Origin of the sequence: Ectopseudomonas khazarica (genome assembly GCF_017915135.1) — a bacterium.
Lineage (GTDB): Bacteria > Pseudomonadota > Gammaproteobacteria > Pseudomonadales > Pseudomonadaceae > Aquipseudomonas > Aquipseudomonas khazarica.
The window spans coordinates 3,309,841-3,336,590 of the sequence record NZ_CP068551.1 but is presented as its reverse complement, the minus strand read 5'-3'; the positions used below and the strand labels follow the sequence as shown (position 1 = coordinate 3,336,590).

Annotated in this window: 20 protein-coding genes; 6 read left to right on the top strand and 14 right to left on the bottom strand. The window is 64.1% G+C overall.

Features of this window, described 5'->3' with window-relative positions; genetic code table 11:
* Positions 1-176: 176 nt before the first annotated feature.
* A complete protein-coding gene (gene moaA / locus JLK41_RS15880) occupies positions 177-1,172 on the top strand; it encodes a GTP 3',8-cyclase MoaA (protein ID WP_210389340.1) in 996 nt (331 codons plus the stop codon).
* A gap of 44 nt (positions 1,173-1,216) precedes the next feature.
* Complete coding sequence (locus tag JLK41_RS15875) at positions 1,217-2,056, top strand: transporter substrate-binding domain-containing protein (protein ID WP_210389339.1); 840 nt, start codon at positions 1,217-1,219, stop codon at positions 2,054-2,056.
* A gap of 4 nt (positions 2,057-2,060) precedes the next feature.
* On the opposite strand, the gene JLK41_RS15870 is transcribed toward JLK41_RS15875, so the two are convergent.
* The 7 genes from JLK41_RS15870 to puuE form a co-directional block, all read right to left on the bottom strand.
* The gene (locus JLK41_RS15870; RefSeq protein WP_037050540.1) at positions 2,061-3,527 is read right to left on the bottom strand and encodes an NCS1 family nucleobase:cation symporter-1; all 1,467 of its coding nucleotides are present in this window, start codon (positions 3,525-3,527) and stop codon (positions 2,061-2,063) included.
* Between the two features lie 499 nt (positions 3,528-4,026).
* The gene (locus JLK41_RS15865) at positions 4,027-4,887 is read right to left on the bottom strand and encodes an outer membrane protein OmpK (RefSeq protein ID WP_152489075.1); all 861 of its coding nucleotides are present in this window, start codon (positions 4,885-4,887) and stop codon (positions 4,027-4,029) included.
* A 77-nt stretch (positions 4,888-4,964) separates the two neighbouring features.
* Positions 4,965-6,479 (bottom strand): nucleobase:cation symporter-2 family protein, encoded by a 1,515-nt coding sequence (locus JLK41_RS15860; protein ID WP_037050546.1) that lies wholly within the window; start codon positions 6,477-6,479, stop codon positions 4,965-4,967.
* A 233-nt stretch (positions 6,480-6,712) separates the two neighbouring features.
* The gene (locus JLK41_RS15855; protein ID WP_210389338.1) at positions 6,713-8,008 is read right to left on the bottom strand and encodes a urate hydroxylase PuuD; all 1,296 of its coding nucleotides are present in this window, start codon (positions 8,006-8,008) and stop codon (positions 6,713-6,715) included.
* Between the two features lie 47 nt (positions 8,009-8,055).
* Positions 8,056-8,559, bottom strand: coding sequence for an ureidoglycolate lyase (locus tag JLK41_RS15850; protein WP_037050551.1), 504 nt, complete (start codon positions 8,557-8,559; stop codon positions 8,056-8,058).
* Positions 8,560-8,599: 40 nt separating this feature from the next.
* Positions 8,600-9,115, bottom strand: coding sequence for a 2-oxo-4-hydroxy-4-carboxy-5-ureidoimidazoline decarboxylase (uraD, locus tag JLK41_RS15845; RefSeq protein ID WP_047588638.1), 516 nt, complete (start codon positions 9,113-9,115; stop codon positions 8,600-8,602).
* Positions 9,116-9,126: 11 nt separating this feature from the next.
* Positions 9,127-10,053 carry an allantoinase PuuE gene (puuE, locus tag JLK41_RS15840; protein WP_037050556.1) on the bottom strand — a complete coding sequence of 309 codons (927 nt, stop codon included), beginning with the start codon at positions 10,051-10,053 and terminating at the stop codon, positions 9,127-9,129.
* A 401-nt stretch (positions 10,054-10,454) separates the two neighbouring features.
* Here puuE and uraH point away from each other — a divergent pair, with 401 nt between their 5' ends.
* A complete protein-coding gene (uraH, locus tag JLK41_RS15835; protein WP_003460854.1) occupies positions 10,455-10,808 on the top strand; it encodes a hydroxyisourate hydrolase in 354 nt (117 codons plus the stop codon).
* A 555-nt stretch (positions 10,809-11,363) separates the two neighbouring features.
* Here the strand turns inward: uraH and JLK41_RS15830 are convergent.
* On the bottom strand, positions 11,364-12,704 hold the full coding sequence (locus JLK41_RS15830; protein WP_210389337.1) for an NCS2 family permease: 1,341 nt from the start codon (positions 12,702-12,704) through the stop codon (positions 11,364-11,366).
* 588 nt (positions 12,705-13,292) lie between these two features.
* Between JLK41_RS15830 and JLK41_RS15825 the strand changes: the two genes are divergently transcribed.
* Positions 13,293-14,060, top strand: a complete 768-nt coding sequence (locus JLK41_RS15825; RefSeq protein WP_037050562.1) for a GntR family transcriptional regulator — start codon at positions 13,293-13,295, stop codon at positions 14,058-14,060.
* 213 nt (positions 14,061-14,273) lie between these two features.
* On the opposite strand, the gene guaD is transcribed toward JLK41_RS15825, so the two are convergent.
* From guaD to JLK41_RS15800, 6 genes are all read right to left on the bottom strand, one after another.
* Positions 14,274-15,578, bottom strand: coding sequence for a guanine deaminase (gene guaD / locus JLK41_RS15820; protein ID WP_210389336.1), 1,305 nt, complete (start codon positions 15,576-15,578; stop codon positions 14,274-14,276).
* Positions 15,579-15,737: 159 nt separating this feature from the next.
* A complete protein-coding gene (gene xdhC / locus JLK41_RS15815; protein WP_134675552.1) occupies positions 15,738-16,583 on the bottom strand; it encodes a xanthine dehydrogenase accessory protein XdhC in 846 nt (281 codons plus the stop codon).
* Positions 16,580-16,711 (bottom strand): hypothetical protein, encoded by a 132-nt coding sequence (locus JLK41_RS25485; RefSeq protein WP_256662971.1) that lies wholly within the window; start codon positions 16,709-16,711, stop codon positions 16,580-16,582. Before JLK41_RS25485 ends, xdhC begins: the two co-directional genes overlap by 4 nt.
* A gap of 101 nt (positions 16,712-16,812) precedes the next feature.
* Positions 16,813-19,209, bottom strand: a complete 2,397-nt coding sequence (gene xdhB / locus JLK41_RS15810; RefSeq protein WP_150605673.1) for a xanthine dehydrogenase molybdopterin binding subunit — start codon at positions 19,207-19,209, stop codon at positions 16,813-16,815.
* Positions 19,210-19,271: 62 nt separating this feature from the next.
* A complete protein-coding gene (xdhA, locus tag JLK41_RS15805) occupies positions 19,272-20,726 on the bottom strand; it encodes a xanthine dehydrogenase small subunit (RefSeq protein ID WP_037050570.1) in 1,455 nt (484 codons plus the stop codon).
* 339 nt (positions 20,727-21,065) lie between these two features.
* Entirely contained in the window at positions 21,066-22,199 is a 1,134-nt protein-coding gene (locus JLK41_RS15800) for an alkane 1-monooxygenase (RefSeq protein ID WP_150605672.1), read from the bottom strand.
* A gap of 234 nt (positions 22,200-22,433) precedes the next feature.
* On the opposite strand from JLK41_RS15800, the gene JLK41_RS15795 reads away from it, so the two are divergent.
* Positions 22,434-23,093 carry a GntR family transcriptional regulator gene (locus tag JLK41_RS15795; RefSeq protein ID WP_210389335.1) on the top strand — a complete coding sequence of 220 codons (660 nt, stop codon included), beginning with the start codon at positions 22,434-22,436 and terminating at the stop codon, positions 23,091-23,093.
* A 6-nt stretch (positions 23,094-23,099) separates the two neighbouring features.
* Entirely contained in the window at positions 23,100-26,588 is a 3,489-nt protein-coding gene (gene smc, locus JLK41_RS15790; protein WP_210389334.1) for a chromosome segregation protein SMC, read from the top strand.
* Positions 26,589-26,750: the final 162 nt, after the last annotated feature.

Sequence of the window (26,750 nt, the reverse complement as noted above, 5' to 3'; positions counted from 1 at the left end):
GGGCATGGTAGCACCGGCTCCGCGCGGGGCTCAAGGCAACGGCTGCGGGCTGCCTGGCGCTTATCTGACCCTTGGGTCAAATTGTTGTATACAAGAAAACGCTTTTCTGTTTTTATCCCGCGCAGCAATATCCATGACAAGAAAGTCTCGGCGCGTGACGCTGCAGGAGACCCACCGTGCACATCCATCAACTGGTCGATCCGTTCGGTCGTCGCATCACCTATCTGCGTCTGTCGGTGACCGATCGCTGCGACTTTCGCTGCACCTACTGCATGAGCGAAGACATGCAGTTCGCGCCGCGCCAGCAGATCCTCAGCCTGGAAGAGGCCTATGCCGTGGCCGACGCCTTCATCGCGCTGGGCGTGCGGCGCATCCGCATCACGGGCGGCGAGCCGCTGGTGCGCAAGAACGTCCTGAGCCTGCTGCAGCGCCTGGGCGCGCGGGACGAACTCGAGGACCTGGCGATCACCACCAACGGTTCGCAGCTTGGCGAGCTGGCGGCGCCGTTGCGTGCAGCGGGTGTGCGTCGCCTGAACATCAGCCTGGACTCCCTGCAGCGCGAGCGCTTTGCCGCCTTTACCCGGCGCGACAAGCTGGAGCAGGTGCTGGCGGGCATCGAGGCGGCGCGTGCTGCCGGGTTCGAGCGGATCAAGCTCAACAGCGTGGTGCAGAGCGGGCGCAACGACGACGAGGTGCTCGATCTGGTCGAGTTCGCCATCGCCCGTGGTCTGGATATCAGTTTCATCGAGGAAATGCCGCTGGGCAGCGTGGTCAGCCACAGCCGTGAGCAGACCTTCTGCTCCAGTGACGAGGTGCGCCGGCGCATCGAGCAGCGCCATGCGCTGGTGCGCAGCAATAAGGTCACCGGCGGGCCGTCGCGCTACTGGCAGGTGGTCGGCACGCAGACCCAGGTCGGTTTCATTTCCCCGCACAGCCACAACTTCTGCGGTGACTGCAATCGCGTGCGGGTCACTGCCGAAGGCAAGCTGGTGCTGTGCCTCGGGCATGACGATGCACTGGACCTCAAGCGCCTGTTGCGCGCGCATCCGGGCGACGGCGAGCGCCTGCGCCAGGCGCTGGTCGAGGCGCTGCGCCTGAAGCCCGAGCGGCACCACTTCGCCAGCGACGAGCAGGTGCAGGTGGTGCGCTTCATGAGCATGACCGGCGGCTGAGACGGCCTGATCGGAATCCCACAACAAAAACAAGGAGGCTCGCAATGAAGCCCGTACGACCCTGTCTGCTGTTTGCCGTTCTGCTGTCACCCGCTGCCTGGGCGCAGACCTATGTGGTGGGGGTGGAGGACCTGCCGTTCGCTCCGCATTACAGCCTCGATGCCGGAGGCAAGTACCAGGGATTCGCCCGTGAGGTGCTGGACGCCTTCGCCGCCGACAGCGGCATCGACCTGACCTACAGGGCACTGCCGGTCGAGCAGTTGCTGCCGGCCCTGCAGCGCGGCGAGATCGACTTCAAGTACCCGGACAGCCCGCTCTGGGCCGGCGCGCAGAAGGCCGGCATGACGCTGCACTACAGCGCGGCGGTGGTCGATTACGTCGATGGCGTGCTGGTGGCGCCGCAACGCCAGGGGCAGGCGCTGGACAGCATTCATCGCCTGGCCATGGTGCAAGGCTGGACGCCGCGAGGCTACGAGCAGCGCATCGACGACGGGCAGATTCAGCTGAGCTACAGCGACGACCTGCGGCAGATGATTCGCCAGGCGCTGAAGCAGGACACCGATGGCGCCTATTTCAACGTGGTGGTGGCGACCCACTACCTCGACAACATCCGGGCGCGCCCCGGTGCTCTGGTGTTCGACCCCAAGCTGCCGCATACCCGTGGCAGCTTCCACCTGTCGAGCGTGCGTCAGCCGCAGCTGATCGCCCGTTTCGACCGCTTCCTCGGCGAACGCTCGGCCGATGTGGCGGCGCTCAAGGCGAAGTACCGGGTCGAGGCCAACCTGGGCAGCGAGTACATGGGGCTCGAGCAGTGGAAGGTCGACTTTCTCGAACGCCAGAAAGCCAAAGCCGGCGCACAGGCGCCGGCTTCGTCCCTGCGTTGATGGTTCAGGCGCTGGCGTTGGCGCGTTTCAGCGCCTGCGCCTGGCCGTGCATCAGGCCATAGTGCAGCACCGCGCCGAGCAGGGCGCCGAGCAGCCAGGCGTAGCCCGACAGCTGGCTCAGACCGGGAACCCAGACCGAGGCCACCGAGAACAGCGAAGCAACGACGAACGCGACCAGCGCCTTGCGGTTCCAGCCGCCGTCGAAGTAGTAGGCCGAGCCGACCTCGGCGCTGAACAGCTGCTGCAGGTCGAGCTTGCGCCGGCGTACCAGGTAGTAGTCGGCGACGATGATGCCGTACAGCGGCGCCAGTACCGCGCCCAGGGTATCGACGAAGGCGGCGATGCCGACGTTGCTGATGAAGGCCACCCACAGGGCACCGATGAAGAAGGCGATGGCCGCGGTGATGAAGCCGCCGGTGCGCGCACTGATGTGCGCGGGGGCGAGGTTGGCCAGGTCGTAGGCCGGCGGGATGAAGTTGGCCACCAGGTTGATGCCCACGGTGGCGGCGAAGAAGGTCAGCGCGGCGATGATGGTCAGGGTCAGGTTGTCGACCCGGGCGACGATGTCGGTCGGATTGGTCAGCGTCTCGCCGAACACCACCACGGTACCGGCGGTAATCACCAGGGCGATCAGCGAGAAGAACGCCAGGCTCACCGGCAGGCCGAGGAAGTTGCCGATGGTCATCTGCCTTTCGCTTTTGACAAAGCGGGCGAAGTCACCGTAGTTGATCACCACGGCGGCGAAGTAGGCGACCATGGTGCCGACCACGGCGAAGAAGGCGGCCACCGGCCCGGCGGCATAGTCGCCGCTGCCACGGAAGATGTTGCCCAGCTCGCCCAGCAGGCTCGGCCCGGCCTGGTACCAGATCATGATCATCAGGGCGATCATCACCACATAGACCAGCGGGCCGGCCCAGTTGAGGAAGCGGGTGATCCAGCTCATGCCGCAGATGAACAGGCCGACCTGGAACAGGCAGACGATCACGTAGGACAGCCAGCCGATGGCGGTCAGGCCGAGGTACAGGGCGGGTTCCTGCGGTTGCAGCAGCGAGTTGAGCAGCAACGCCACGGCGGTGGAGGCGAAGTAGGTCTGCACGCCGTACCAGAAGATGGCGACGATGCCGCGTACCAGTGCAGGGAAGTTGGCGCCGCGCACACCCATGCTGGCGCGGGCGAACACCGGGAAGGGGATGCCGTACTTGACGCTGGGCTTGCCGGTTAGCTGGACCAGGCCCATGACAATGAAGCCGGCCAGCACGATGCCGGCCAGCACCGCCCAGCCATTGAGCCCGTAGGAGATGAACAGTGTCGCGGCGAGGGTGTAGCCGAACAGGCTCTGGATGTCGTTGGACCACACGTTGAATATCTCGAACCAGCCCCAGGTGCGCTTCTCCGGCGCCAGTGGAGCGAGGTCCTCGTTATGCAGCGTGGGGTCGATCTGCTTGATGCGAAAGTCGTCAGTGTCGGACATGAACCGCTCCCAGTATTGTTCTTGCGCACGGTGGCGTATGAGGAGGTTTGCCTGCAGGTTTCATTCCGCTTTTGTATGCGCTTCGTGACTGGGTTTGTGTATACAGCCACTTCGACAGTGTTTCGGATGGAACCTGAGTGTCTTGTACACATAAAAAACCTTGATGAACATGGTTTTCTTGAAGATTGAACACAAAAATCATAGATATTGTGATCAAAAACTTGACCGCATGATCAGTTTCATGCATGGAAAGAGGCATGCCTCAAGGTGGCAGCAGGGTTGCGGATCTGCACCGATACGGTGCCGGGGTGACATGCGCGGGTCGCAATGGTGCGCTGCGGATCGGCACGCGGTTGCGCGCTGCAGCCGAGGCAGGTGTGTCCGGGACGCCAGGGGGCTCGCCCGAAACGAAGAGAAGGGGGAAGGGCGCGAACGCCGATCCCCCCTTTACCCGGCCGCTGTCCCTACCCGACACCGGCCAAGTGCGTTGCGGCAGTGCTCAGAAGTGGTACTTGACCAGTGCCTGCACGGCGGTCTGGTCGAAGCGGTCACCCGATCCGTCTACCGGTTTCACGCCGTACTTGGCGCGCCACATGTTCACTTCGGTGCCAACGTAGAGCTGGCGCTCCTTGCCGAACAGCGCCTTGCCCGCATCCCACTTGATCTGGATCGAGGAGCCTACCGAGGTCTGGGTGCCGGCATCGCGGGACGGTGAGCGCCAGTCGACGAAGCCATCCACCAGGAAGTCCTGTTCGCCCAGGCTGAACGGATAGGCCGCGCTGACCGTCAGCTGGGTCGCATAGCCGTTGCTGTTGCGGTCGGCGAAGAAGGTGTGGTTGTTGATCTTCACCTGGTACAGGTTGGTCTTGAAGAAGTTGAAACCCGGTACGTCCCAGTCCAGACCGATGCCGTACAGGTAGTTCTCCGGCCCAGGGCCGCCTTCGCCTTTCTCGTAGGTGAAGGCGGCATAGACGTCCTTGATCGGGCCGACGGCCAGCTCCTGCCCGGTCAGCCAGCTCAGGCTCACGCGCGGGGAGAACTCCATGTAGTAGAAGGAGTTGCGCTCGTGCTGGCGGAAGCTGCCGTTGTCGAAGCTGCCGCGCGTCTGCACGTTGTCGGTACGGATGTAGTCGAGGAAGTAGAAGATGTCGCCCCAGGCCCAGCCACTGGCATGCTCGAAGGTGAAGGTGGTCTGGGTGCGCTGCTCTTCGCCGTTGAAGTTCATGCGCTGGAAGTTCTCGCCGTACAGGTAGGACAGGCTGTTGTCCTGCCAGTGCAGCAGGTCGCCGGCAAGCGCCTGCTGACCGGAGAACAGTCCGGCAGAGAGGGCGAAGCAGTGAGGCAGATGCTTGAGTTTCATGGGTTTTCCTTGTTCTTTTGACGTGCAGACGGGTACCCCCGGCAGCGTGCTGCCGGGAGTGGACGGGTGGGGCGTGATCAGCTGGTGCGCGCGTCCGGGGTCAGGTCGCGGCCGAGGCTCTTGAGGCTGCTGTCGTCGACGCTATCGTCCTGGCGGTTCTGCAGCACGGTGTGCAGGTGCGCCTCCGGGTCGTAGTCGTCTTCTTCCACTTCCTGCTGTTCGTCGGGCAGGAAGATGTTCAGCGCAATGGCACTGAAGGCTCCGATGGTGATCGGCGAGCCGAAGATGTTCTTCAGCACGTCCGGCATGTGCGACAGCACCTCCGGTACGCCGGCGACTCCCAGGCCGAGGCCCAGGGAGATGGCCACGATCAGCACGTTGCGACGGTGCAGACCGGCTTCGCTGAGAATCTTGATGCCGGCGACCGCCACGGTGCCGAACATGATCAGGGTGGCGCCGCCGAGCACCGGCTTGGGCATCAGTTGCAGCACCGCACCGACCGCCGGGAACAGGCCCAGCAGGATGAGGATGGCGGCGATGTAGAAGGCCACGTGGCGGCTGGCGACGCCGGTGAGCTGGATCACCCCGTTGTTCTGGCTGAACGTGGTCATCGGCAGGCTGTTGAACATGGCGGCGACTGCCGAGTTGCAGCCGTCGGCCAGCACCCCGGACTTGATCCGGCGCATGTACAGCGGGCCCTTGACCGGCTGCTTGGAGATGATCGAGTTGGCCGTCAGGTCGCCAGCGGTTTCCAGCGGGGTGATCAGGAAGATCACGGCGATGGGCACGAAGGCGATCCAGTCGAAACTGAAACCGTACTTGAACGGTTGCGGCACGCTGAGCAGCGGCACCTCGGCCATGTTGGCGAAATCCACCCGACCGTTGAACCAGGCCACGGCGAAGCCGAGGGTCAGGCCGATGATCACGGCCGACAGGCGCAGCACCTGTGATGGCGCACGGTTGAGCAGGACGATGGTGCCCAGCACCAGGCCGCCGAGCGCCAGGTGGTGCAGGGCGCCGAGATCGGCAGCGCCGTAGCCGCCGGCGAGGTCGGTCATGCCCACCTTGATCAGCGACAGGCCCATCAGGCAGATGATGGTGCCGGTCACCACCGGGGTGATCACCTTGCGCAGCTTGTTGATGAACTGGCTGAAGGTGATTTCGACGAAGGCCGCGCAGAAGCAGATGCCGAACAGCGTGGCGAGAATTTCCTCCTCGCTGGCGCCGCGGCCCTTGACGATGAAGCCGGCGCTGAGGATCACGCTGAGGAAGCCGAAGCTGGTGCCCTGCAGGCACAGCAGGCCGGAACCGATCGGGCCGATGCGCTTGGCCTGGACGAAGGTGCCGAGGCCCGAGACGAACAGGGCCATGCTCACCAGGTAGGGCACGTGGGCGCCGAGGCCCAGGGCACTGCCGACGATCAGGGTGGGGGTGATGATGCCGACGAAGCTGGCCAGCACATGCTGCAGCGCCGCGAACAGGGCGGGGGCGAAAGCGGGGGTGTCATCCAACTGGTAGATCAGGTCGCTGTTGCCGGTAGGCGCAGCTGGGGTGGGGGCGTTGCTGTTTGTGGTCATGTCATAGCCTGCCATTTGTTTTTATACGGTCATGGGCTTACACGAGGCTTCACGGCACCTCTTTCCTGTTTGCTAGAAAGTTGTCTAGGTGGTCAGGATGTGGCGACTATAGCAACATGTGGACATGGTTAAAAACAATTTATTTATAGATTGTGCACAAAAAACAACCGCCGGTCAGCTCGCGCTGCCGGCGGTTCCGGGGCGTAAAAAGATGCCGCGCCCAGTCACGGGCACGGCACGTGTGGCAATCAGTTGGTCGGTGCGCCCTTGGCGATCCAGTTGCCGATCAGGTCGCGCTCGTCCTGGGTCATCTGGGTGATGTTGCCCAGCGGCATGATCTGCGAGGCAACGCTCTGGGCGTGGATCTTCGCGGCCTGAGCCTGCATCTGCTCGGGCGTGTCGAGCATCAGGCCGGCTGGCGCCGCGCTGAACATCGGGCTGCTCGGGGTGGCCGAATGGCAGACGGTGCAGCGTTCATGGATCACGCTCTCGACCTTGCCGAAGTCGGCAGCCGTCGCCGCTCCACCTGTTGCCGGGGCCGGATTGTCCTGGGCGTCTGGCTGGCTGCTGACAACTTCTTCCACCTTGCTCAGGGTCTCGCTGGCTGCCGGCTGTTCCACGGCTGCCACCGGGGCGGCGGCGGGGGCGCGGTTCGCCGGAGAGGTGACGTAGGCCAGGCAGATCATGCCCAGGGCCGCGGCCGGCAGGGTCCAGACATACTTGCTGCTGTCGTGGCGGGTGTTGAAGTAGTGGCGTACCAGCACGGCCAGGATCGCGATGCCCGCCAGGATCAGCCAGTTGTACTGGCTGCCGTAGGTGCTCGGGAAGTGGTTGCTGATCATGATGAACAGCACCGGCAGAGTGAAGTAGTTGTTGTGACGCGAGCGCAGCAGGCCCTTGGCCGGCAGTAGCGGGTCGGGGGTGGTGTTGGTCTCGATGGCCTTAACCAGCGCGCGCTGGGCCGGCATGATGGTGAAGAACACGTTGCCGACCATGATGGTGCCGATGATGGCGCCGACATGGATGTACGCGGCACGACCGCTGAAGATCTGGCTGAAGCCATAGGCCGCGGCGATGATCAGCACGAACAGCACGGCGCCGAGCAGGGCCGGGCGCTTGCCCAGCGGCGAGTCGCAGAGCACGTGATAGATCAGGTAGCTGGCGGCCATGGAGCCGAGGCCGATGGCGATGGCGGCGGCTGGCGCCAGATCGACACCCGGCTTGACCAGGTACAGGCTCGGGTTGAGGTAGTAGACCACCAGCAGCAGGGCGACGCCTGACAGCCAGGTGAAGTAGGCCTCCCATTTGAACCAGTGCAGGTTCTCCGGCATTTTCGGGGGGGCCAGCTTGTATTTTTCCAGGTGGTAGATACCGCCGCCGTGGATCGCCCAGAGGTCGCCCGAGAGGCCCTCGCGTGGGTTGCTACGGTTGAGGTTGTTCTCCAGCCAGACGAAATAGAAGGATGCGCCGATCCAGGCGATGCCGGTGATCATATGGATCCAGCGGACGCCCAGGTTTAGCCATTCGGTGAAATGTGCTTCCACGATCTGTACCTCTTTCCCGGGGGAGACACGCCAGCCCCGGGCTTCTCTTATTGGTGGGGGTTGAGGAGAAGAAGCTCGTCCTCATTGAAGAAATGCTCATCGCAGTTGTTGCCGGAACCACTGCGATCAACCACCAGGAAGTCATCCCGCTTTTCGATCGTCAGCACCGGGTGGTGCCAGACGCCGCGATGGTAATTGACGCCCTGCCTGCCATTGCTCAGGAAGGCACGGACGGACCCTGATACAGGTACATCGCCAACTGGCGCGACCACGATCAGAAAGGGGTTGCCGAGCAGCGGGACGAAGGCCTGGCTGCCCAGCGGATGGCGTTCCAGCATGCGGATGGTCAGCGGCATCTGCAGCGCCTCGGCGCTGAAGATGCTGATGATGGCCTGGTCCTCCGGCTGCGCCGTCTCCACGCTGGCCAGCTTGTGATAGCGGCGGGTGGAGCCGTTGTTGATCATGAAGAAATCGCTGCCTTCGGTTTCGATCACGTCACCGAAAGGGGCGAAGGCTTCTTTGCTCAGGGGCTCGATGGTCAGGCTACGCATGGCTGTTCTACTTGTTCTGTTCGGTTGAAGGGGCAGCGCCTTACAGCTGCTGCAGGCGGAATAGGGCGATCTTGTTGATCTCGGCCAGGGCGGTGCTGAACTCCTGCTCCGGGCTGTTGTGAATGCGCTCTTCGAAGGCTGCCAGGATCTGGTGGCGGTTGCTGCCCTTGACGGCCTTGATGAAGGGGAAGCCGAACTTGGCCTTGTAGGCGTCGTTGAGCTCGGTGAAGCGGGCGAACTCCTCGGCGGTGCATTCGTGGATGCCGGCACCGGACTGCTCGGCGGTGCTGGAGGCTGTCAGTTCGCCGCGCACGGCGGCCTTGCCGGCCAGGTCCGGGTGCGCGTTGATCAAGGCCAGCTGGGCATCCGCGCTGGCGGACAGGAGGATGTCGGCCATGCGCTGCTGCAGCCCGTCGATGTCGTCGACGCTGTCGTCCAGGCCAAGGTCATACGCCTTCTCGGCCACCCAGGGCGAGTGCTCGTAGATGTCGGCGAAGGCCGCGACGAACGCGTCACGGCTCAGCTGGGAAGGGGTCAGGGTCTGGAAACGGCTCATGGGCGGCTCTCTCATTCGGTCGCGCGGAAAGGATGGGTGGCGTGCCAGTGCCTGGCGATGTCGACACGGCGGGCACACCAGACCTTGTCATGGCGCTTCACGTATTCGATGAAGCGGGCCAGCGACGCCAGGCGGGCCGGCCGGCCGAGCAGGCGGCAATGCATGCCGATCGACAGCATCTTCGGCGCGCCGGCTTCGCCCTCGGCGTAGAGCACGTCGAAGGCGTCCTTGAGGTATTCGAAGAAGTCGTCGCCCTTGTTGAAGCCCTGCACCTGGGTGAAGCGCATGTCGTTGGTGTCCAGGGTGTAGGGAATCACCAGGTGCGGCTTCTCCACGGTACTGGCCGGGTCCCAGTAGGGCAGGTCGTCGTCGTAGGTGTCGGAGTCGTAGAGGAAGCCACCCTCTTCACGCACGATGCGCCGGGTGTTCGGGCCCAGGCGGCCGGTGTACCAGCCCAGCGGGCGTTCGCCGGTCAGCTCGGTGAGGATGCGGATGGCCTCGAGCATGTGCTCGCGCTCGCCGGCTTCGTCCATGTTCTGGTAGTCGATCCAGCGATAGCCATGGCTGCAGATCTCATGACCGGCGGCGACCATCTGCTTGATCACCTCAGGGTGACGCTGGGCGGCCATGGCCACGGCGAAGACGGTCAGCGGAATGTCGTGTTTGCGGAACAGCTCGAGCAGGCGCCAGACCCCGGCGCGGCTGCCGTACTCGTAGAGCGACTCCATGCACAGGTTGCGCTGGCCCTGCAGCGGCTGGGCGGCGACCATCTCGGAGAGGAAGGCCTCGGACTCCTTGTCCCCATGAAGAATGTTGCGCTCGCCACCCTCTTCGTAGTTGAGCACGAAGGACAGGGCGATACGGGCGTCGCCCGGCCAGTGCGGGTGGGGCGGGTTGGCGCCGTAGCCGATCAGATCGCGTGGGTAATCAGCGTTCACTGCAGTCTTCCTGTATGGAGCGTTGCGGTCACTGCGTGCCTGGCTTCAGGGTTACGCGACCGGGATGGCTAATTGTATACAAAGTAGATTGCCGTTTGTAAATCGACTTTTCATTATTTTATCGGCCGTGCGGCATAACCGGAAATTTGCCCGGATGGTCAGCTCCGAGCCGCTCACGCGGCGCCAAGCGTGCATCGCAACAGGCTTCGTCATGAACCTGTTTGGTGCATGGCAGAAAGCGGCGAGCTAATTATTGTGTACAATTTGTCTGTGAAAGTGTTGTATATTCTGCCTGCATGCTATCCTGCCGATGCGTCGGAGCATTGCGACGAACCGATTTCAACAGAGCAGAGGAGGTGTGGTGTCCGTCTGGCGCTGGGCGCAAAGGACATCCGAGACCCATGGGACGTTTGACTACGCATGTACTGGACGCCGCGCACGGTTGCCCAGGGAGTGACATCAAGGTCGAGCTGTACCGCGTCGAAGGCGCGCAGCTGGAGCTGATCAACAGCGTTACCACCAATCACGATGGCCGCTGCGATGCGCCGGTGCTGCAGGGCGATGACTACCGCACGGGCGTCTATCAACTGCACTTCCATGCCGGTGACTACTACCGCGCACGTGGCGTGAAGCTGCCGGACACGGCCTTCCTCGACGTGGTCGTGCTGCGCTTCGGCATCGATGCCGGTCAGGAGCACTACCACGTGCCGCTGCTGATTTCCCCCTACAGCTACTCCACCTATCGCGGTAGCTGACTGACCGGCAGGCCACTGCCTGCCGGACGAATGCTTGTCACCCTCAGACTCGTTTGAGTCCTTACGCCCGCTCACACTGCGGGCTTTTTTTTGCCTGCATTTCGGGGCCATCATCACGGCCCATCGATGGCGCGTCTATTTCGATTGGTGTCGGGGGGAGAGCACCCTGCCGAACTGATATTTGGTGCACGCTCCGGATGAAAGCCGGGTATGGGCTGGCGGCGTGCCTGCCGTTGCTGAGACAAACGAAAAAAACGGCACAAGGCCGTAGCGCTGTTCACATAAGAAGTGGCCGGACGCGATCAGTCCCCTAGCCCCCTTTGGGGAGAGGGAAACTAGCAGTTTTGTGGCATTTCGGCCCTCTCCCCCAGCCCCTCTCCCATGAATGGGAGAGGGGAGCCAAACCTGTGCAACCCTGAATGCACAGGCCCGTAGCCCGGATGAAATCCGGGGCCGGTAACCTGCTTGCGGATTGCACATCCGCCCGTCGCTGCCGGGCCAAACGAAAAACCCCGGCACGAGGCCGGGGCTGCGATCAGCGCGGAACGTCTGCGTTCAGAGGAAGGCGAACTTGGCGATGAAGATCACGCACAGCACGTACAGGCTCAGCGACACCTTCTCGCGCTGGCCGGTCAGCAGCTTCAGCGTGGCGTAGGTGAGGAAGCCCAGGGCGATGCCGTTGGCGATGGAGAAGGTCAGCGGCATCATCACCACGGTGACGATGGCGGGGATGGTGTCGGTATGGTCCTTCCAGTCGATGTGCGCCATGCCGCTCATCATCAGCATCGCCACGTAGATCAGCGCGCCGGCGGTGGCGTAGGCAGGGATCATGCCGGCCAGCGGGGCGAAGAACATCGCGGTGAGGAAGAGGATGCCGACGGTCATGGCGGTCAGGCCGGTGCGGCCACCGGCGGCGACCCCGGAAGCGCTCTCCACGTAGCTGGTCACCGGCGGGCAGCCGACCATGGCGCCGATCACGCTGGAGGTGGAGTCGGCTTTCAGGGCCTTGGACAGGTTCTGGATCTTGCCGTCCTCATCCACCAGGTTGGCGCGATGCGCCACGCCCATCAGCGTGCCTGCGGTATCGAACATGTTCACGAAGAGGAACGCGAGGATCACGCTGATCATCGCCACGTTGAACGCGCCGGCGATGTCCATGGCCAGGAAGGTCGGGGCCAGGCTCGGTGGCATCGACACCAGGCCGCCGTACTCGACCAGGCCCAGGGCCCAGCCCAGGGCGGTGACGCCGAGCATGCTGAAGAGGATGGCGCCGAACACGTTGCGGTGGCTGAGCACGGCGATCAGCAGGAAGCACACGGCGGCGAGCAGCGCCGACGGGTTGCCGAACGAGCCCATGGTCAGCAGCGTGGCCGAGCTGTCGACGACGATGCCGGCGGTCTTCAGGCCGATCAGGCCGAGGAACAGGCCGACCCCGGCACCCATGGCGAAGCGCAGGCTCATCGGGATGCTGTTGAGCAGCCATTCGCGGATCTTCGACAGGCTCATGATCATGAACAGCACGCCGGAGATGAATACCGCGCCCAGGGCGATCTGCCAGCTGTAACCCATCTCGCCGACGACGGTATAGGTGAAGAAGGCGTTCAGGCCCATGCCGGGTGCCAGGCCGACAGGCCAGTTGGCGTACAGCCCCATCAGGAAGCAGCCCAGCGCCGCGCCGATGCAGGTGGCGACGAAGGCGGCCCCGTGGTCGATGCCGGCGCTGGCCATGATGTTGGGGTTGACGAAGATGATGTAGGCCATGGTGACGAAGGTGGTTACACCAGCGATCAGTTCGGTCTTGATGGTGGTGCGGTGCTCGGTCAGTTTGAAGAAGCGGTCGAGCAGGCCACCTCTTGCCAGTTGAGTCGCGTGTTGTTCTTGTTTGACGCTTTCCACAGCGGGTACTCCTCATCTCTCTTGTTGTGTACCGCCCAGAGCGTTGCGCAAGGACAATGCTCTCTGAGGCAGGCGGTGTTCTCGGCGGTGCTTCCTGGCTAAGTTGTTGACCGAGCGGTCAAGAAGTCACTCAGGCGCGATTATGCTGTTGTATACAAAAAATGCAATTAATGTTTTTAATGTTGCATGAATCGCACCATTCGCCGATCTCCAGGATTCAGCGGGTGGATTTGGCGACAATCGTCTGTCTGTTGGTAAAAGCCCTTTTAAAACAGACAGATGGATGATCCATGCTGCAGCTCGTTCTGGTCTCGGGAGGGCATGCCAGGAGCGATCGACTCGGCCTTATCCGGTAACGACCTGAAGGGAGGCGTGCATATAAGGAAAGAGTTTGAAGGCGCGCTCGGTTTCTCGCCTGCCGGCTGACCTCTCAGGGAGGACGTCATACGACGACAGGTGTGGTGGCTGGTTGAGTTGTGTACAATTGGCCGAATATTTTTCTGATGTTTTTTCGCTCGGAGCTTGTCAGCTACCGGGTAGAACACAGTAGAGTCGCAGTGTCGCCGACTCTCATTGACGCGAGCCAGAATGAACGATCAATTGCAGCCACTGAAGAAGCAGCCGCGTGCGGGCAAGAGCAGCCGTAGCGGGACTCAGGACGATGTCGTATATGCCCATATCTTCGATGCCATTCTCGAGCAGCGCCTGGCGCCAGGCACCAAGCTGAGCGAAGAGGCCCTGGGCGAGATCTTCGGTGTCAGTCGCACCATCATTCGCCGTGCCCTGTCGCGTCTGGCCCATGAAGGGGTGGTGCTGCTGCGGCCGAATCGCGGTGCGGTAGTGGCCAGCCCCAGTGTCGAGGAAGCCCGGCAGATCTTCTACGCACGCCGACTGGTGGAGCGCGCGATCACCGAGCTGGCCGTCGAGCATGCCACGGCAGAGCAGCTCGCCGAGCTGCGGCAGATGGTCAAGGACGAGCAGGACAGCTTCTCCCGGGGGGACCGTGGCGCCGGCATCCGCCTGTCCGGCGAGTTCCACCTGAAGCTGGCCGAGGCCGCGCGTAACGCGCCGCTGGTGAGCTTCCAGCGCAGCCTGGTATCGCAGACCTCGCTGATCATCGCCCAGTACGAAAGCGGCAGCCGCTCGCATTGCTCGTACGATGAGCACAACCAGCTGATCGACGCCATCGAGGCACGCGATGCCGAGCGTGCGGTCCACCTGATGATGCACCACATGGACCATATCGACAGCAAGCTGAACCTGGACGAGGAAAGCGCTTCGGATGACCTGCACGCAGTGTTCTCGCACCTGCTGCAGACCAAGAAGAAGCCTGGGCGGAACGCGGCCAACCGCTGATTGGATGTGCTGGATACGAAAAAAGCCCCGATGTTCGCGCATCGGGGCTTTTTTGTCGGGCGGGCGTGGCAGGCCAGCGATGCGCAGCTGAGCTGATCGCCGGCAAGCAGGCTCTCCTGCGATCGTGTCGCGTGGTGAACATCTCGCGCCGCGCATTGCCGACAGCCTGATCGCGGATGGATCCGCTGCGACGAAAGCGCTCGGGCGTTGGCCTCAGCTGCGCTGGTGCACCGATACGCCGGCGGCGAAGGTCTCCTTCACGGCGCGATCGTCACCGAGCATGGTCAGGGCGAACAGGCGCTCTTCCAGGCTCCTGGCCTGTTGCATGCGGTAGCTGATCAGCGGTGTGGCGTTGTAGTCCAGCACCAGGAAGTCGGCGTCCTTGCCGGGCAGGAAGTTGCCCAGCTTGTCGTCCAGATACAGCGCATTGGCGCCGCCCAGGGTGGCCAGGTACAGCGACTTGAAGGGGTCGAGCTTCTTGCCCTGCAGCTGCATCACCTTGTACGCCTCGTTCAGCGACTGCAGCTGGCTGAAGCTGGTACCGGCGCCGACGTCCGTACCCAGGCCGACGCGGACGCCGTGTGCTTCCAGCTTGTTCAGGTCGAACAGGCCGCTGCCCAGGAACAGGTTGGAGGTCGGGCAGAAGGCCACTGCCGAGCCGGTTTCGGCCAGGCGCTGGCACTCCTCGTCGCACAGGTGCACGCCATGGGCGAATACGGCGCGCGGGCCGATCAGCCTGTGGTGGTCGTAGACGTCCAGGTAACCCTTGCGCTCGGGGAACAGCGCCTTGACCCACTCGATCTCCTTGCGGTTCTCGGACAGGTGGGTGTGCATGTACAGGTCCGGGTACTCGCCGAGCAGCTTGCCGGCCAGCTCCAGCTGCTGCGGCGTGCTGGTCGGGGCGAAGCGCGGGGTGACGGCGTAGTGCAGGCGGCCCTTGCCGTGCCAGCGTTCGATCAGCGCCTTGCTCTCGGCATAGCCGGTTTCCGCGGTATCGGTCAGGTAGTCCGGGGCGTTGCGATCCATCAGCACCTTGCCGGCGATCATGCGCAGGTTGAGCTTGTCGGCTTGCTCGAAGAAGGCGTCCACCGACTGCGGGTGCACGCTGCCGAACACCAGGGCGGTGGTGGTGCCGTTGCGCAGCAGCTCCTTGAGGAAGATCGCCGCCACGTCGCTGGCGTGGGCCTTGTCGGCGAACTGTTGCTCGGTGGGGAAGGTGTAGGTCTCGAGCCAGTCCAGCAGCTGCTCGCCGTAGGAGGCGATCATGCCGGTCTGCGGGTAGTGGATGTGGGTGTCGATGAAGCCGGGGGTGATGAGCGCATCGCGGTAGTGCTGTACCTCGACACCGGCCAGTTTCGGCAGCAGCTCGGCGGCAGCGCCAACCTGGGCGACCTTGCCATTCTCGATCAGCAGGATGCCCTCCTCGAAGTACTGATAGGACTGTTCCACGCCGACCACGGCCGGGTCGGCCAGGCTGTGCAGGATGGCGGCGCGGTAGGCTTTGACGGTATTGCTCATCGTTCGAATCTCATGGGTTGATCAATGCTGTGCGCTGGCCACGGGGCGAGCGCGAGCGGTCGTCGCGTCTCCCGGCGGGGAGGCGAGTAGAACTCATGCGTCCCCGGGTGAACAGCGTTGTGGCTGGGGTGCGCCTTGCGCACCGGAAAATCGGGGCAATCAGGAGCGGCGCGACGCCGGCAGCAGCCTGGCCACGCTGGATTCGCCTTTCTTGACCTTCTGGCCGGCCGTCTTTTCACCAAACAGGGCGTTGTAGGTGGCGATCACCTCGCCGGCGATGGACACGGCGATCTCCACCGGCAACTTGCCCTTCACCTCGGGCAGACCCATCGGGCAGCGCATGCGTGCCATGAGCGGCTCCTCGAAGCCGCGCTCGCGCAGGCGGTGCTCGAACTTGACGCGTTTGGTGCGGGAGCCGATCAGGCCGTAGTAGGCGAAGTCGCCGCGTTGCAGGATCGCTGCGGTCAGCTCCAGGTCGAGCTGATGGTTGTGGGTCATGACGATGTAGTAGCTGCCGGGCGGCATGTTCTCCACCTCGTCGACCACCTCGTCGTTGACGATCTTCTGCACGTTGGCCGGGATCTGCTCGGGGAACTCGTTCTCCCGCGAGTCGATCCAGCGCACCTTGCACGGCAGGCTGGCCAGCAGCGGCACCAGTGCACGGCCGACATGGCCGGCGCCGAACACGGCGATCTGCGCCTGGGGCTGGCCCATGGGCTCGAACAGCAGCACGGTGGCGCCGCCGCAGCACTGGCCGAGGCTGGCGCCGAGGGAAAAGCGCTCCAGGCGGGTGTCCTGGCTGCGGCTCTCGAGCATTTCACGGGCCATCTGCATGGCCTTGTACTCCAGGTGGCCGCCACCGATGGTTTCGAAGATGCGCTCGGCGGTGACCACCATCTTCGAGCCGGCGTTGCGCGGGGTCGAGCCGCGCTCCTCGATGATGGTCACCAGCACGCAGGCTTCGCCCTTGTCTTGCAGGTCGGCGAGGGCACTGATCCAGCTCATTTGCTCAGCCTCCAGGAAGGCGTGGTCTGTCCCGGGCGCGGCAGGCGCCAGTTGCTCGGCGACGGCTCGAGAATCGGCTCCGGTGCCGGGCGCGCGGGTGGATTGTTCGGCTCGGTGTGTCTTGTCATTGTTGTACACCTGTTGCGTTTTTCGATTGAAGCACTTGTCGTAGGAGCCGGCTTGCCGGCGATCCTGAGGCGCGGATCGCCAGCAAGCTGGCTCCTACAGGTCAGGCCGGTTCGGCCTCGGTGGCACTGGCCGCCTTGGCCTGAGCCTTCAGCTTGCGCATCTGCTCCACACCCCAGAGCACGCGCTCGGGCGTGGCCGGGGCGTCGATCTGCGGTTGCACCTGGTAGTCGGCCAGGCTGGCCACGGCGTCCTTCAGGGCGCACCAGGCCGCGATGCCGAGCATGAACGGCGGCTCGCCGACGGCCTTGGAGTGGAACACGGTGTCTTCCGGGTTCTTGCGGTTCTCCACCAGCTTCACGCGCAGGTCGATGGGCATGTCGGCGATGGCCGGGATCTTGTAGCTGGCCGGGCCGTTGGTCATCAGCTTGCCCTTGGCGTTCCACACCAGCTCCTCGCAGGTCAGCCAGCCCATGCCCTGGACGAAGGCACCCTCGACCTGGCCGATGTCGATGGCCGGGTTCAGCGAGTCGCCGACGTCATGCAGGATGTCGCCACGCAGCATGCGGTACTCGCCGGTCAGGGTATCCACCAGCACCTCCACGCAGGCCACGCCGTAGGCGTAGTAGTAGAAGGGGCGGCCGGCAGCCTTGTCGCGGTCGTAGTAGATCTTCGGCGTGCGGTAGAAGCCGGTCGAGGACAGCGATACCTGGCCGAAGTAGGCCTTCTGGATCATTTCCTCGAACGACAGGAAGTGATCGCGCACCCGTACCTGGCCATTGCGGAACTCGATGTCTTCCGGTGTGACCTTGTAGTCGCGCACCAGGAAGTCCACCAGGCGCTGCTTGATGGTTTCGGCGGCGTTCTTCGCCGCCATACCGTTGAGGTCGGCACCGCTGGAGGCAGCGGTGGGCGAGGTGTTGGGCACCTTGTCGGTGTTGGTGGCGGTGATCTGGATGCGCTCGATATCGACCTGGAAGACCTCGGCCACGACCTGCGCGACCTTGGTGTTCAGGCCCTGGCCCATCTCGGTGCCGCCGTGGTTCAGGTGGATCGAACCGTCGGTGTAGATGTGGATCAGCGCACCGGCCTGGTTGAGGAAGGTGGCCGTGAAGCTGATGCCGAACTTCACCGGGGTCATGGCCAGGCCTTTCTTCAGCACCGGGCTCCCGGCGTTGAAGGCGCGGATTTCCTCGCGGCGTTTGGCGTACTCGCAGCTTGCCTCCAGCTCGGCGGTCATCTCGTGGATGACGTTGTGCTCGACGGTCTGGTGGTAGTGGGTGACGTTGCGCTCGGTCTTGCCGTAGTAGTTGCGCTTGCGCACTTCCAGCGGGTCCTTGCCCAGGCTGCGGGCGACGGCGTCCATCACTTCCTCGATGGCGACCATGCCCTGCGGGCCGCCGAAGCCGCGATAGGCGGTGTTCGAGGCGGTGTTGGTCTTGCAGCGATGACCGTTGATGGTGGCGTTGCCCAGGAAGTAGGCGTTGTCCGAGTGGAACATGGCGCGGTCGACGATGGAACCGGACAGGTCCGGCGAGTAGCCGCAGTTGCCGGCCAGGTCCATCTCGATGCCGTGCAGCAGGCCGTCGTCATCGAAGCCGACGTCGTACTCGACATAGAAGGGGTGGCGCTTGCCGGTCATGCTCATGTCTTCCATGCGCGGCAGGCGCATCTTGGTCGGCCGGCCGGTGAGGTGCGCGATCACCGCGCACAGGCAGGCGGGACCCGCGGCCTGGGTTTCCTTGCCGCCGAAACCGCCCCCCATGCGACGCATGTCGATGACGATCTTGTTCATCGGCACGCCGAGCACCTCGGCGACCAGCTTCTGCACCTCGGTGGGGTTCTGCGTCGAGGTGTAGACCAGCATGCCGCCATCCTCGGTAGGCATGACCGAGGAAATCTGCGTTTCCAGGTAGAAGTGCTCCTGGCCGCCGATGTGCAGCGTGCCCTGCAGGCGACGCGGGGCGCTGGCCAGCTGGGCAGCCGAGTCGCCGATGCGGTGGGTGTGGCTGGCTAGGACGAAGTGCTGCTTGCGGTAGGCCTCGACCACGTCGAGCACAGGCTCCAGGTCCTCGTACTCGACGATCGCGGCCATGGCCGCCTTGCGTGCGGTTTCCAGGCTGTCGGCGGCCACTGCCAGGACCACCTGGCCGACGTACTCGACCTTGCCGTCGGCCAGCAGCGGGTCGCCGGCGACCACCGGGCCGATATCCAGCTGGCCCGGTACGTCATCCTTGGTGATGGCGATGGCCACGCCCGGAATCTCGTAGCAGGGGCGGGTGTCGATGCGCACGATGCGCGCGTGGGCACGGTCGGACTGGCGTGCGTAGACGTGCAGCTGGTTGGGGAATTCCAGGCGGTCGTCGACATAGACCGCTTCGCCGGATACGTGCTTGTCCGCACTCTCGTGCTTGACGCTGCGGCCCACGCCGCTGGTCATGCCGGCGCGAAACAGTGCGGCCAGCTCTTCCTGGGATTTGTGTTCGATATGACTGGACATCTTCGCCTCCAAAACTTCGCATGCCGCCGGACGGGCCGGCGGCGGATCAATTCACTGCACGCTTACGCGTAAGCGGTAACCCGGGTTTCGATCTCGGGTGACTGCTGTTCCAGGAAGAACTTGCGCAGCAGGTTCTGGGCAGTGAGCAGGCGGTATTCCTTGCTGGCGCGGAAATCCGACAGCGGGGTGAAGTCTTCACTCAGCGCCTCGCAGGCGCGTTCGATCACGCCTGGATACCAGGCCGAGCCGACCAGGGCCGCTTCGCAGGCGCTGGCACGTTTGGGGATGGCGGCCATGCCACCGAAGGCGATGCGCGCTTCGCTCACCACGCCGTCGACGAGGGTCAGGCTGAACGCCGCGCAGACGGCGGAGATGTCGTCGTCGAGGCGCTTGGACACCTTGTAGGCGCGGAACGCCTGGTTCGCCTGCTTGCGTGGCACGATGATCTTCTCGATGAACTCGGCTTCCTGGCGAGCGGTCACCTTGTAGTCGAGGAAGTACTCCTGCAGCGGCAGGATGCGCCGGTTGTTGCCCTGGCGCAGGGCAATCTGCGCACCCAGGGCGATCAGCAGCGGCGGGGCGTCGCCGATGGGCGAGGCGTTGCCGATGTTGCCGCCCAGGGTGCCCTGGTTGCGGATCTGCAGCGAGGCGAAGCGGTGCAGCAGCTCGCCGAAGTCCGGGTATTCGTGCGACAGCGCTGCGTAGCAGTCGGACAGCGCGGCGGCGGCGCCGATCTCGATGGCACTGTCGGTCACTTCGATGCGCTTCATGTCTTCGATATGGCCGACGTAGATCATCACCGGCAGTTCACGGTGGAACTGGGTGACTTCCAGGGCCAGGTCGGTGCCGCCAGCCAGCAGGCGCGCTTCGGGGTTGGCGGTGTAGAGGTCGGCCAGGTCGGCCACGGTCAGCGGTACCAGGCAGCGCTTGTCGCCACTGTTGAGTTCGGCGGTTTCACGCGGGGTGATGGCCTTGAGCTGGGCGACGGTATCGCTCTCGAAGGCATCGAACTGGTCCGGCTGCTTCTGGCAGCAGGCCTGCTCGGCGGCGTCGATGATCGGGCGGTAGCCGGTGCAGCGGCACAGGTTGCCGGCCAGGGCCTCCAGCGTAGCGCCCTTGTCGTAGCCGCTGGCACCTGACGCGGCCTGGTTCTTCTGCAGGGCGAACAGCGACATGATGAAACCGGGGGTGCAGAAACCGCACTGCGAACCGTGGCAGTCGACCATCGCCTGCTGCACGCTGTGCAGCTTGCCCTGGTGCTTGAGGTCTTCGACGGTGATCAGTTGCTTGCCGTGCAGGCTGGAGACGAAGGTCAGGCAGGAGTTGAGGGTGCGGTAGCGCACGCGCTCCCCGATCAGTTCGCCGACCACCACGGTGCAGGCGCCACAGTCGCCGGAGGCGCAGCCTTCCTTGGTTCCGGTCTTGCCGACGTGTTCACGCAGGTAGTTGAGCACGGTGACGTTGGGGTCCAGGGCATGCTCGGTACGCAGCTCCCGGTTGAGTAAAAACTGGATCAAGGACGACCTCCAGGCACTTTATTGTTATGAATCGGTTGGCCGCCAGTGAAATGCACGCGTCGCAAGGCGCTGGCGCGGTTGCCAATAGGGGCAATCTAGAGATTTCTGACTTTTGGGTCAACAAATATTTGACCTGGCGGTCAGCTGTTTGTCATGCGTTTCGGTTATGAGCGGCTGATGCAGAAAGCGTAGCGACTTTCATGCCAGTGAAGGGCGCTGGCACGGGGCCTGGAGAGGGGGAGGCGGTGTGAACCAGGAGAGGGTTGCGCGCATGGCGTGCGGTGCAGCAAAACAGCCCCGGGCGCTTGTGCGGCCGGGGCTGGCTGGGGCGAGCGATGCTCAGGTCAGCTGCGATTCGCTCAGCTGGTGTTCCTCGCCGGCGTAGTAGGCGCGCACCTTGGGGTCCATGATTGCGCGCCACAGTGGCGGAAAGAGGGCGAGCACGATCATTCCGGCATAGCCGTTGGGGAGTTGCGGGCTGTCGTCGAAATGGCGCAGTACCTGGTAGCGCCGCTTGGCGTAGGCGTGGTGGTCGGAGTGGCGCTGCAGGTGGAAGAGGAACAGGTTGGTCAGCAGGAAGTTGCTGTTCCACGAGTGATGCGGCGTGGTGCGCTCGTAGCGGCCGTTGTCCAGTTTGCGCCGGTGCAGGCCGTAGTGTTCGACGTAGTTGACGATCTCCAGCAGGGTGAAGGCCATCAGCGCCTGGCCCAGGAAGAACAGTGCGCCCAGCCAGCCGAAGGCCAGGCTGAAACCGAGCAACAGCAGCGCACTGATGGCGTACCACCAGATCAGCTCGTTGCGCCAGTGCAGGGCAGGCAGGCCACGGCGCTGGAGGCGCTCGGCCTCCAGCCTCCAGGCATTGAGGAAGTTGTGCTTGTAGGCATGTGGCAGGAAGGCGTACAGGCTCTGGCCAAACCGCGAGGACGAGGCGTCTTCCGGCGTCGAGACATGCACATGGTGGCCACGCACGTGCTCCACCTTGAAGCCTGCGTAGCACACCGCTGCCAGCAGCAGGCCGCCGGCGTTCTGTTCCAGCGCCGCATCCTTGTGAATCAGCTCGTGCGAGACAGTGATGCCGATGGCGCCCATCACCGTGCCCACCGAGAGTACCCAGCCGAGCTGGCCGACCCAGCTCCAGCCCGCGTAACTGACGAATATCCAGGCGCTCCAGACCAGCATCGCCAGCAGCAGCGGCACCGTCGCCAGGCTCAGCAGGCGATAGTAGCCCTGGGCTTCCAGGGCTGGCACCTGGTCGCGCTCGTCCGGGTTGGCCGGGTCGCGGCCCACGACGAAGTCGAGCAGCGGAATCACGCCGAACACCACCGTGATCACCAGCCAGGCCCAGGCGTCGGCATGGGCGCTGCCCAGCGACCAGTGGTAGCTGAGGGGGATGCCGAGCACCGGGATCAGCCAGATCCAGTAGCCGACCTTCTTCAGGGCGAGCATCCAGTGCGAGGGAAGTCTTTCGAACATGCCGGTCTCCGTCTGATTGTTGTTATGAACTGACATGTAGGATTGTAGGACGATCAGTTTTTGTGACCATGGCTTCATGGCCAACCTTTAGAACGGAAAGCACATGCCGCGGACGCTTGGCCCGGTAACACCCTGTGTTACACTCGCCGCCAGATTTTCTTGCTTCCGCCCAGCCGTGGCGGGGCCCCCAGACTCGACCGCCTGCCCGCTGTATCGACGCACATAAGGAATGTCATGACGTTCAAGGCCCCGGACAGCCTCGCCGAGCAAATTGCCCACTATCTGGCCGAACGCATCATTCGTGGTGAGCTCAGGGAACGTGAGCGCATCCAGGAGCAGAAGGTCACCCAGGCCCTGAATGTCAGCCGTGGTTCGGTGCGCGAGGCACTGCTGATTCTCGAACGTCGCCACCTGATCGTGATCCTGCCGCGCCGGGGTGCCCAGGTCAGCGAACTGACCGCCCATCACGTCACCAGCCTCTATGCGCTGACCATCGACCTTTACGCCATGCTGGCCCGCGCGGTGATCGAAGGGTGGAAGGTGGAAACCGACCTGGCGCCGTTCATCGACATCCAGCAGCGCCTGCTGGACAGCCTGCAGCGTGGCGACATCGGCGCCTTCGTCGAGAACAGCTTCGACGTCATGCGCGCGGCCTTTCCCTTCGCCGACAATCCCTACCTGCAGGAAACCCTGGAGAACCTGTTGCCGGCCATCAGCCGCACCTACCACCTGGCGCTGGAGCGCCGCAAAGGCGAGATGGGCCAGTTCATGGGCACCTTCGCCAGCCTGCTGCAGGCGATCATCGGGCGTGACCACGAGCGTGCCCGCGAAGTCCTGCAGGCCTACGGTCAGCACAACTGCCAGCTGGTGCTGGCGACCCTGGCGGAGCGCTAAGCCCCGATGCGCCTGAAGAGCATCAAGCTGGCCGGCTTCAAGTCCTTCGTCGATCCGACGACGGTCAGCTTTCCCAGCAACATGGCGGCGGTGGTTGGGCCCAACGGTTGCGGCAAGTCCAACATCATCGACGCCGTGCGCTGGGTGATGGGCGAAAGTTCGGCGAAGAACCTGCGTGGCGAGTCGATGACCGACGTCATCTTCAACGGCTCCAACACGCGCAAGCCGGTGACCCAGGCGTCCATCGAGCTGATCTTCGACAACAGCGACAACTCGCTGGTGGGCGAGTACGCCGCCTTCGCCGAGATTTCCATCCGCCGTCGGGTCACCCGCGACGCGCAGAACACTTACTTCCTCAACGGCACCAAGTGCCGTCGCCGCGACATCACCGACATCTTCCTCGGTACCGGCCTGGGGCCGCGCAGCTACTCGATCATCGAGCAGGGCATGATCAGCAAGCTGATCGAGGCCAAGCCCGAGGAACTGCGCAACTTCATCGAGGAAGCCGCCGGTATCTCCAAGTACAAGGAGCGCCGTCGCGAGACCGAGAATCGCATCCGCCGCACCCAGGAAAACCTGGCGCGCCTGACCGACCTGCGCGAGGAGCTGGAGCGCCAGCTCGAGCGCCTGCACCGGCAGGCCCAGGCCGCGGAGAAGTACCAGGAATACAAGGCCGAGGAGCGTCAGCTCAAGGCTCAGCTGCTGGCGCTGCGCTGGCAGACCCTGAACCAGCAGGTCGGCAGCCGCGAGCAGGTGATCGGTGACCAGGAGGTGGCCTTCGAGGCCCTGGTGGCCGAGCAGCGCAGTGCCGATGCCAGCATCGAGCGCCTGCGCGACGGTCATCACGAGCTGTCCGAGCGTTTCAACCTGGTGCAGGGCCGTTTCTATTCCGTGGGCGGCGATATCGCCCGCGTCGAGCAGAGCATCCAGCACGGCCAGCAGCGCCTGCGCCAGTTGCAGGACGACCTGCGCGAGGCGGAAAAGGCGCGCCTGGAAACCGAGTCGCACCTCGGCCACGACCGTACCCTGCTGGCCACCCTGGGCGAGGAGCTGGAGATGCTCCTGCCCGAGCAGGAGATGACTGCGGCCGCCGCCGAGGAGTCCGCCGCCAGCCTGGAGGAAGCCGAGACCACCATGCACGGCTGGCAGGAGCAGTGGGACAGCTTCAACCAGCGCAGTGCCGAGCCGCGTCGCCAGGCCGAGGTGCAGCAGTCGCGCATCGCCCAGCTGGAACAGAGCCTCGAGCGCCTGAGCGAGCGTCAGCGTCGCCTGGGCGAAGAATTGCAGCAACTGGCCGCCGACCCCGAAGACGCCGCCATTCTCGAACTGAGCGAACAGCTGGCCGCCGGCGAGCTGGAGCACGAAGCCCTGCAACTGGCCGAGGAGCAGCAGGCCGAGCGCCTGCAGCAGTTGCGCGAGGAACTGCAGCAGGCCGGTCAGGCGCAGCAGCAGGCACAGGGCGAGTTGCAGCGTCTCGATGGTCGCCTGGCCTCGCTGGAGGCGCTGCAACAGGCCGCGCTGGACCCGGTGCAGGGCGCTGGCGAGTGGCTGCGCGAGCAGGGTCTGCAACAGCGTCCGCGCCTGGCCGAAGGGCTGCGCGTGGAGGCCGGCTGGGAGCTGGCGGTGGAGACCGTGCTCGGTGCCGACCTGCAGGCCGTGCTGCTGGACGATTTTGCCGGGCTGGATTTCTCCGCGCTGGAACAGGGCGAGCTGCGCCTGCTCAGCCCCGCCAGGGGCGGCATGCGCAACGCCGGCAGCCTGCTGGACAAGGTGGAGGCGAGCCACGACCTGTCGCCCTGGCTGGCCGGCGTGCGTCCGGTCGAGTCGCTGGAGCAGGCGCTGGCGGCGCGTGCGCAACTGGCCGAGGGCGAAAGCCTGATCAGCCGTGACGGTTACTGGGTCGGTCGGCATTTCCTGCGCGTACGTCGCGCTGCCGAGGCGGACAGCGGCGTGCTGGCGCGCGCTCAGGAGCTGGAGCGCCTGCAACTGGAACGTGAGGAGCGCGAGGCGGCGCTGGCGCAACTGGATGAGCGTCTGCTGGGCCTGCGTGACGAGCAGCGCCGTCAGGAAGAGCTGCGTGAGCAACAGCGTCGCCAGGGCCAGGAGCTTGGCCGCCAGCTGGCCGAGCTGAAGGCGCGGCTGTCCGCCAGCCAGGCCAAGGCCGAGCAGCTGGGCCTGCGTCGCCGTCGTCTGCACGACGAGCTGCAGGAAGTGGCCGAGCAGCGTGCGCTGGAGCAGGAGCAGCTCGGTGAAGCGCGCCTGCACCTGCAGGATGCGCTGGATGCCATGGCCCAGGACAACGAGCAGCGCGAGAGCCTGCTGGCCAGCCGTGACAGCCTGCGCGAGCGCCTCGACCGGGTGCGTCAGGAGGCCCGCCAGCACAAGGATCATGCCCATCAGCTGGCGGTGCGCCTCGGCTCGCTCAAGGCGCAGCACGACTCCACTCGCCAGGCGCTGGAGCGTCTGGAAATGCAGGCCGAGCGCCTGCACGAGCGGCGTGAGCAGCTGTCACTGAACCTGGAGGAGGGCGAGGCGCCGCTGGAAGAGCTGCGCATCAAGCTCGAGGAGCTGCTCGAACGGCGCATGGCGGTGGACGAGGAGCTGCGTCAGGCACGCCTGACCCTGGAAGATGCCGATCGCGAACTGCGCGACGCCGAGAAGCGTCGCAGCCAGGCCGAGCAGCAGGCGCAACTGCTGCGCGGCCAGCTGGAGCAGCAGCGCATGGACTGGCAGTCGCTCAACGTGCGGCGCAAGGCCCTCGCCGATCAGCTCGCCGAGGACAATTACGACCTGCACGGGGTGATCGCCACGCTGCCGGCCGATGCCACGGAGAGTGCCTGGGAAGAGGAACTCGAGCGCATGGCCGCGCGTATCGCGCGTCTTGGGCCGATCAACCTGGCGGCGATCGACGAGTACCAGCAGCAATCCGAGCGCAAGCGTTATCTGGATGCGCAGGATGCCGATCTGGTCGAAGCGCTGGAAACCCTGGAAAACGTCATTCGCAAGATCGACAAGGAAACGCGCAATCGTTTCAAGGAAACTTTCGATCAGATCAATGGCGGTTTGCAGGCACTCTTTCCAAAAGTTTTCGGTGGCGGCAGTGCTTATTTGGAACTCACCGGCGAAGATTTACTCGATACCGGTGTAACCATCATGGCGCGGCCCCCGGGCAAGAAGAACAGCACCATCCATTTGCTCTCCGGTGGAGAGAAGGCGTTGACCGCCCTGGCACTGGTGTTTTCCATCTTCCAGCTCAATCCGGCGCCGTTCTGCATGCTGGACGAAGTGGATGCGCCGCTGGACGACGCCAACGTGGGTCGTTATGCGCGCCTGGTCAAGGAGATGTCGGCAACGGTGCAGTTCATCTACATCACCCACAACAAGATCGCCATGGAAATGGCCGATCAATTGATGGGGGTTACCATGCACGAGCCGGGCTGCTCGCGTCTGGTGGCAGTGGATGTCGAAGAGGCACTGGCGATGGTGGAGAGCTGATGCGTCTGCCTGTGTAAAGTTGCCTTTCGTCGTGCTAGCTTATTGCCCACTTTTGTTACACGCGGAAAACGTCAGACAGAACATGGAGTTGGCGCCGCGTTTTATAGTCGAATCAGGGTCCGATCGATTGGATCTTTTTTTCACCAGAATTTTTAAGGGTCA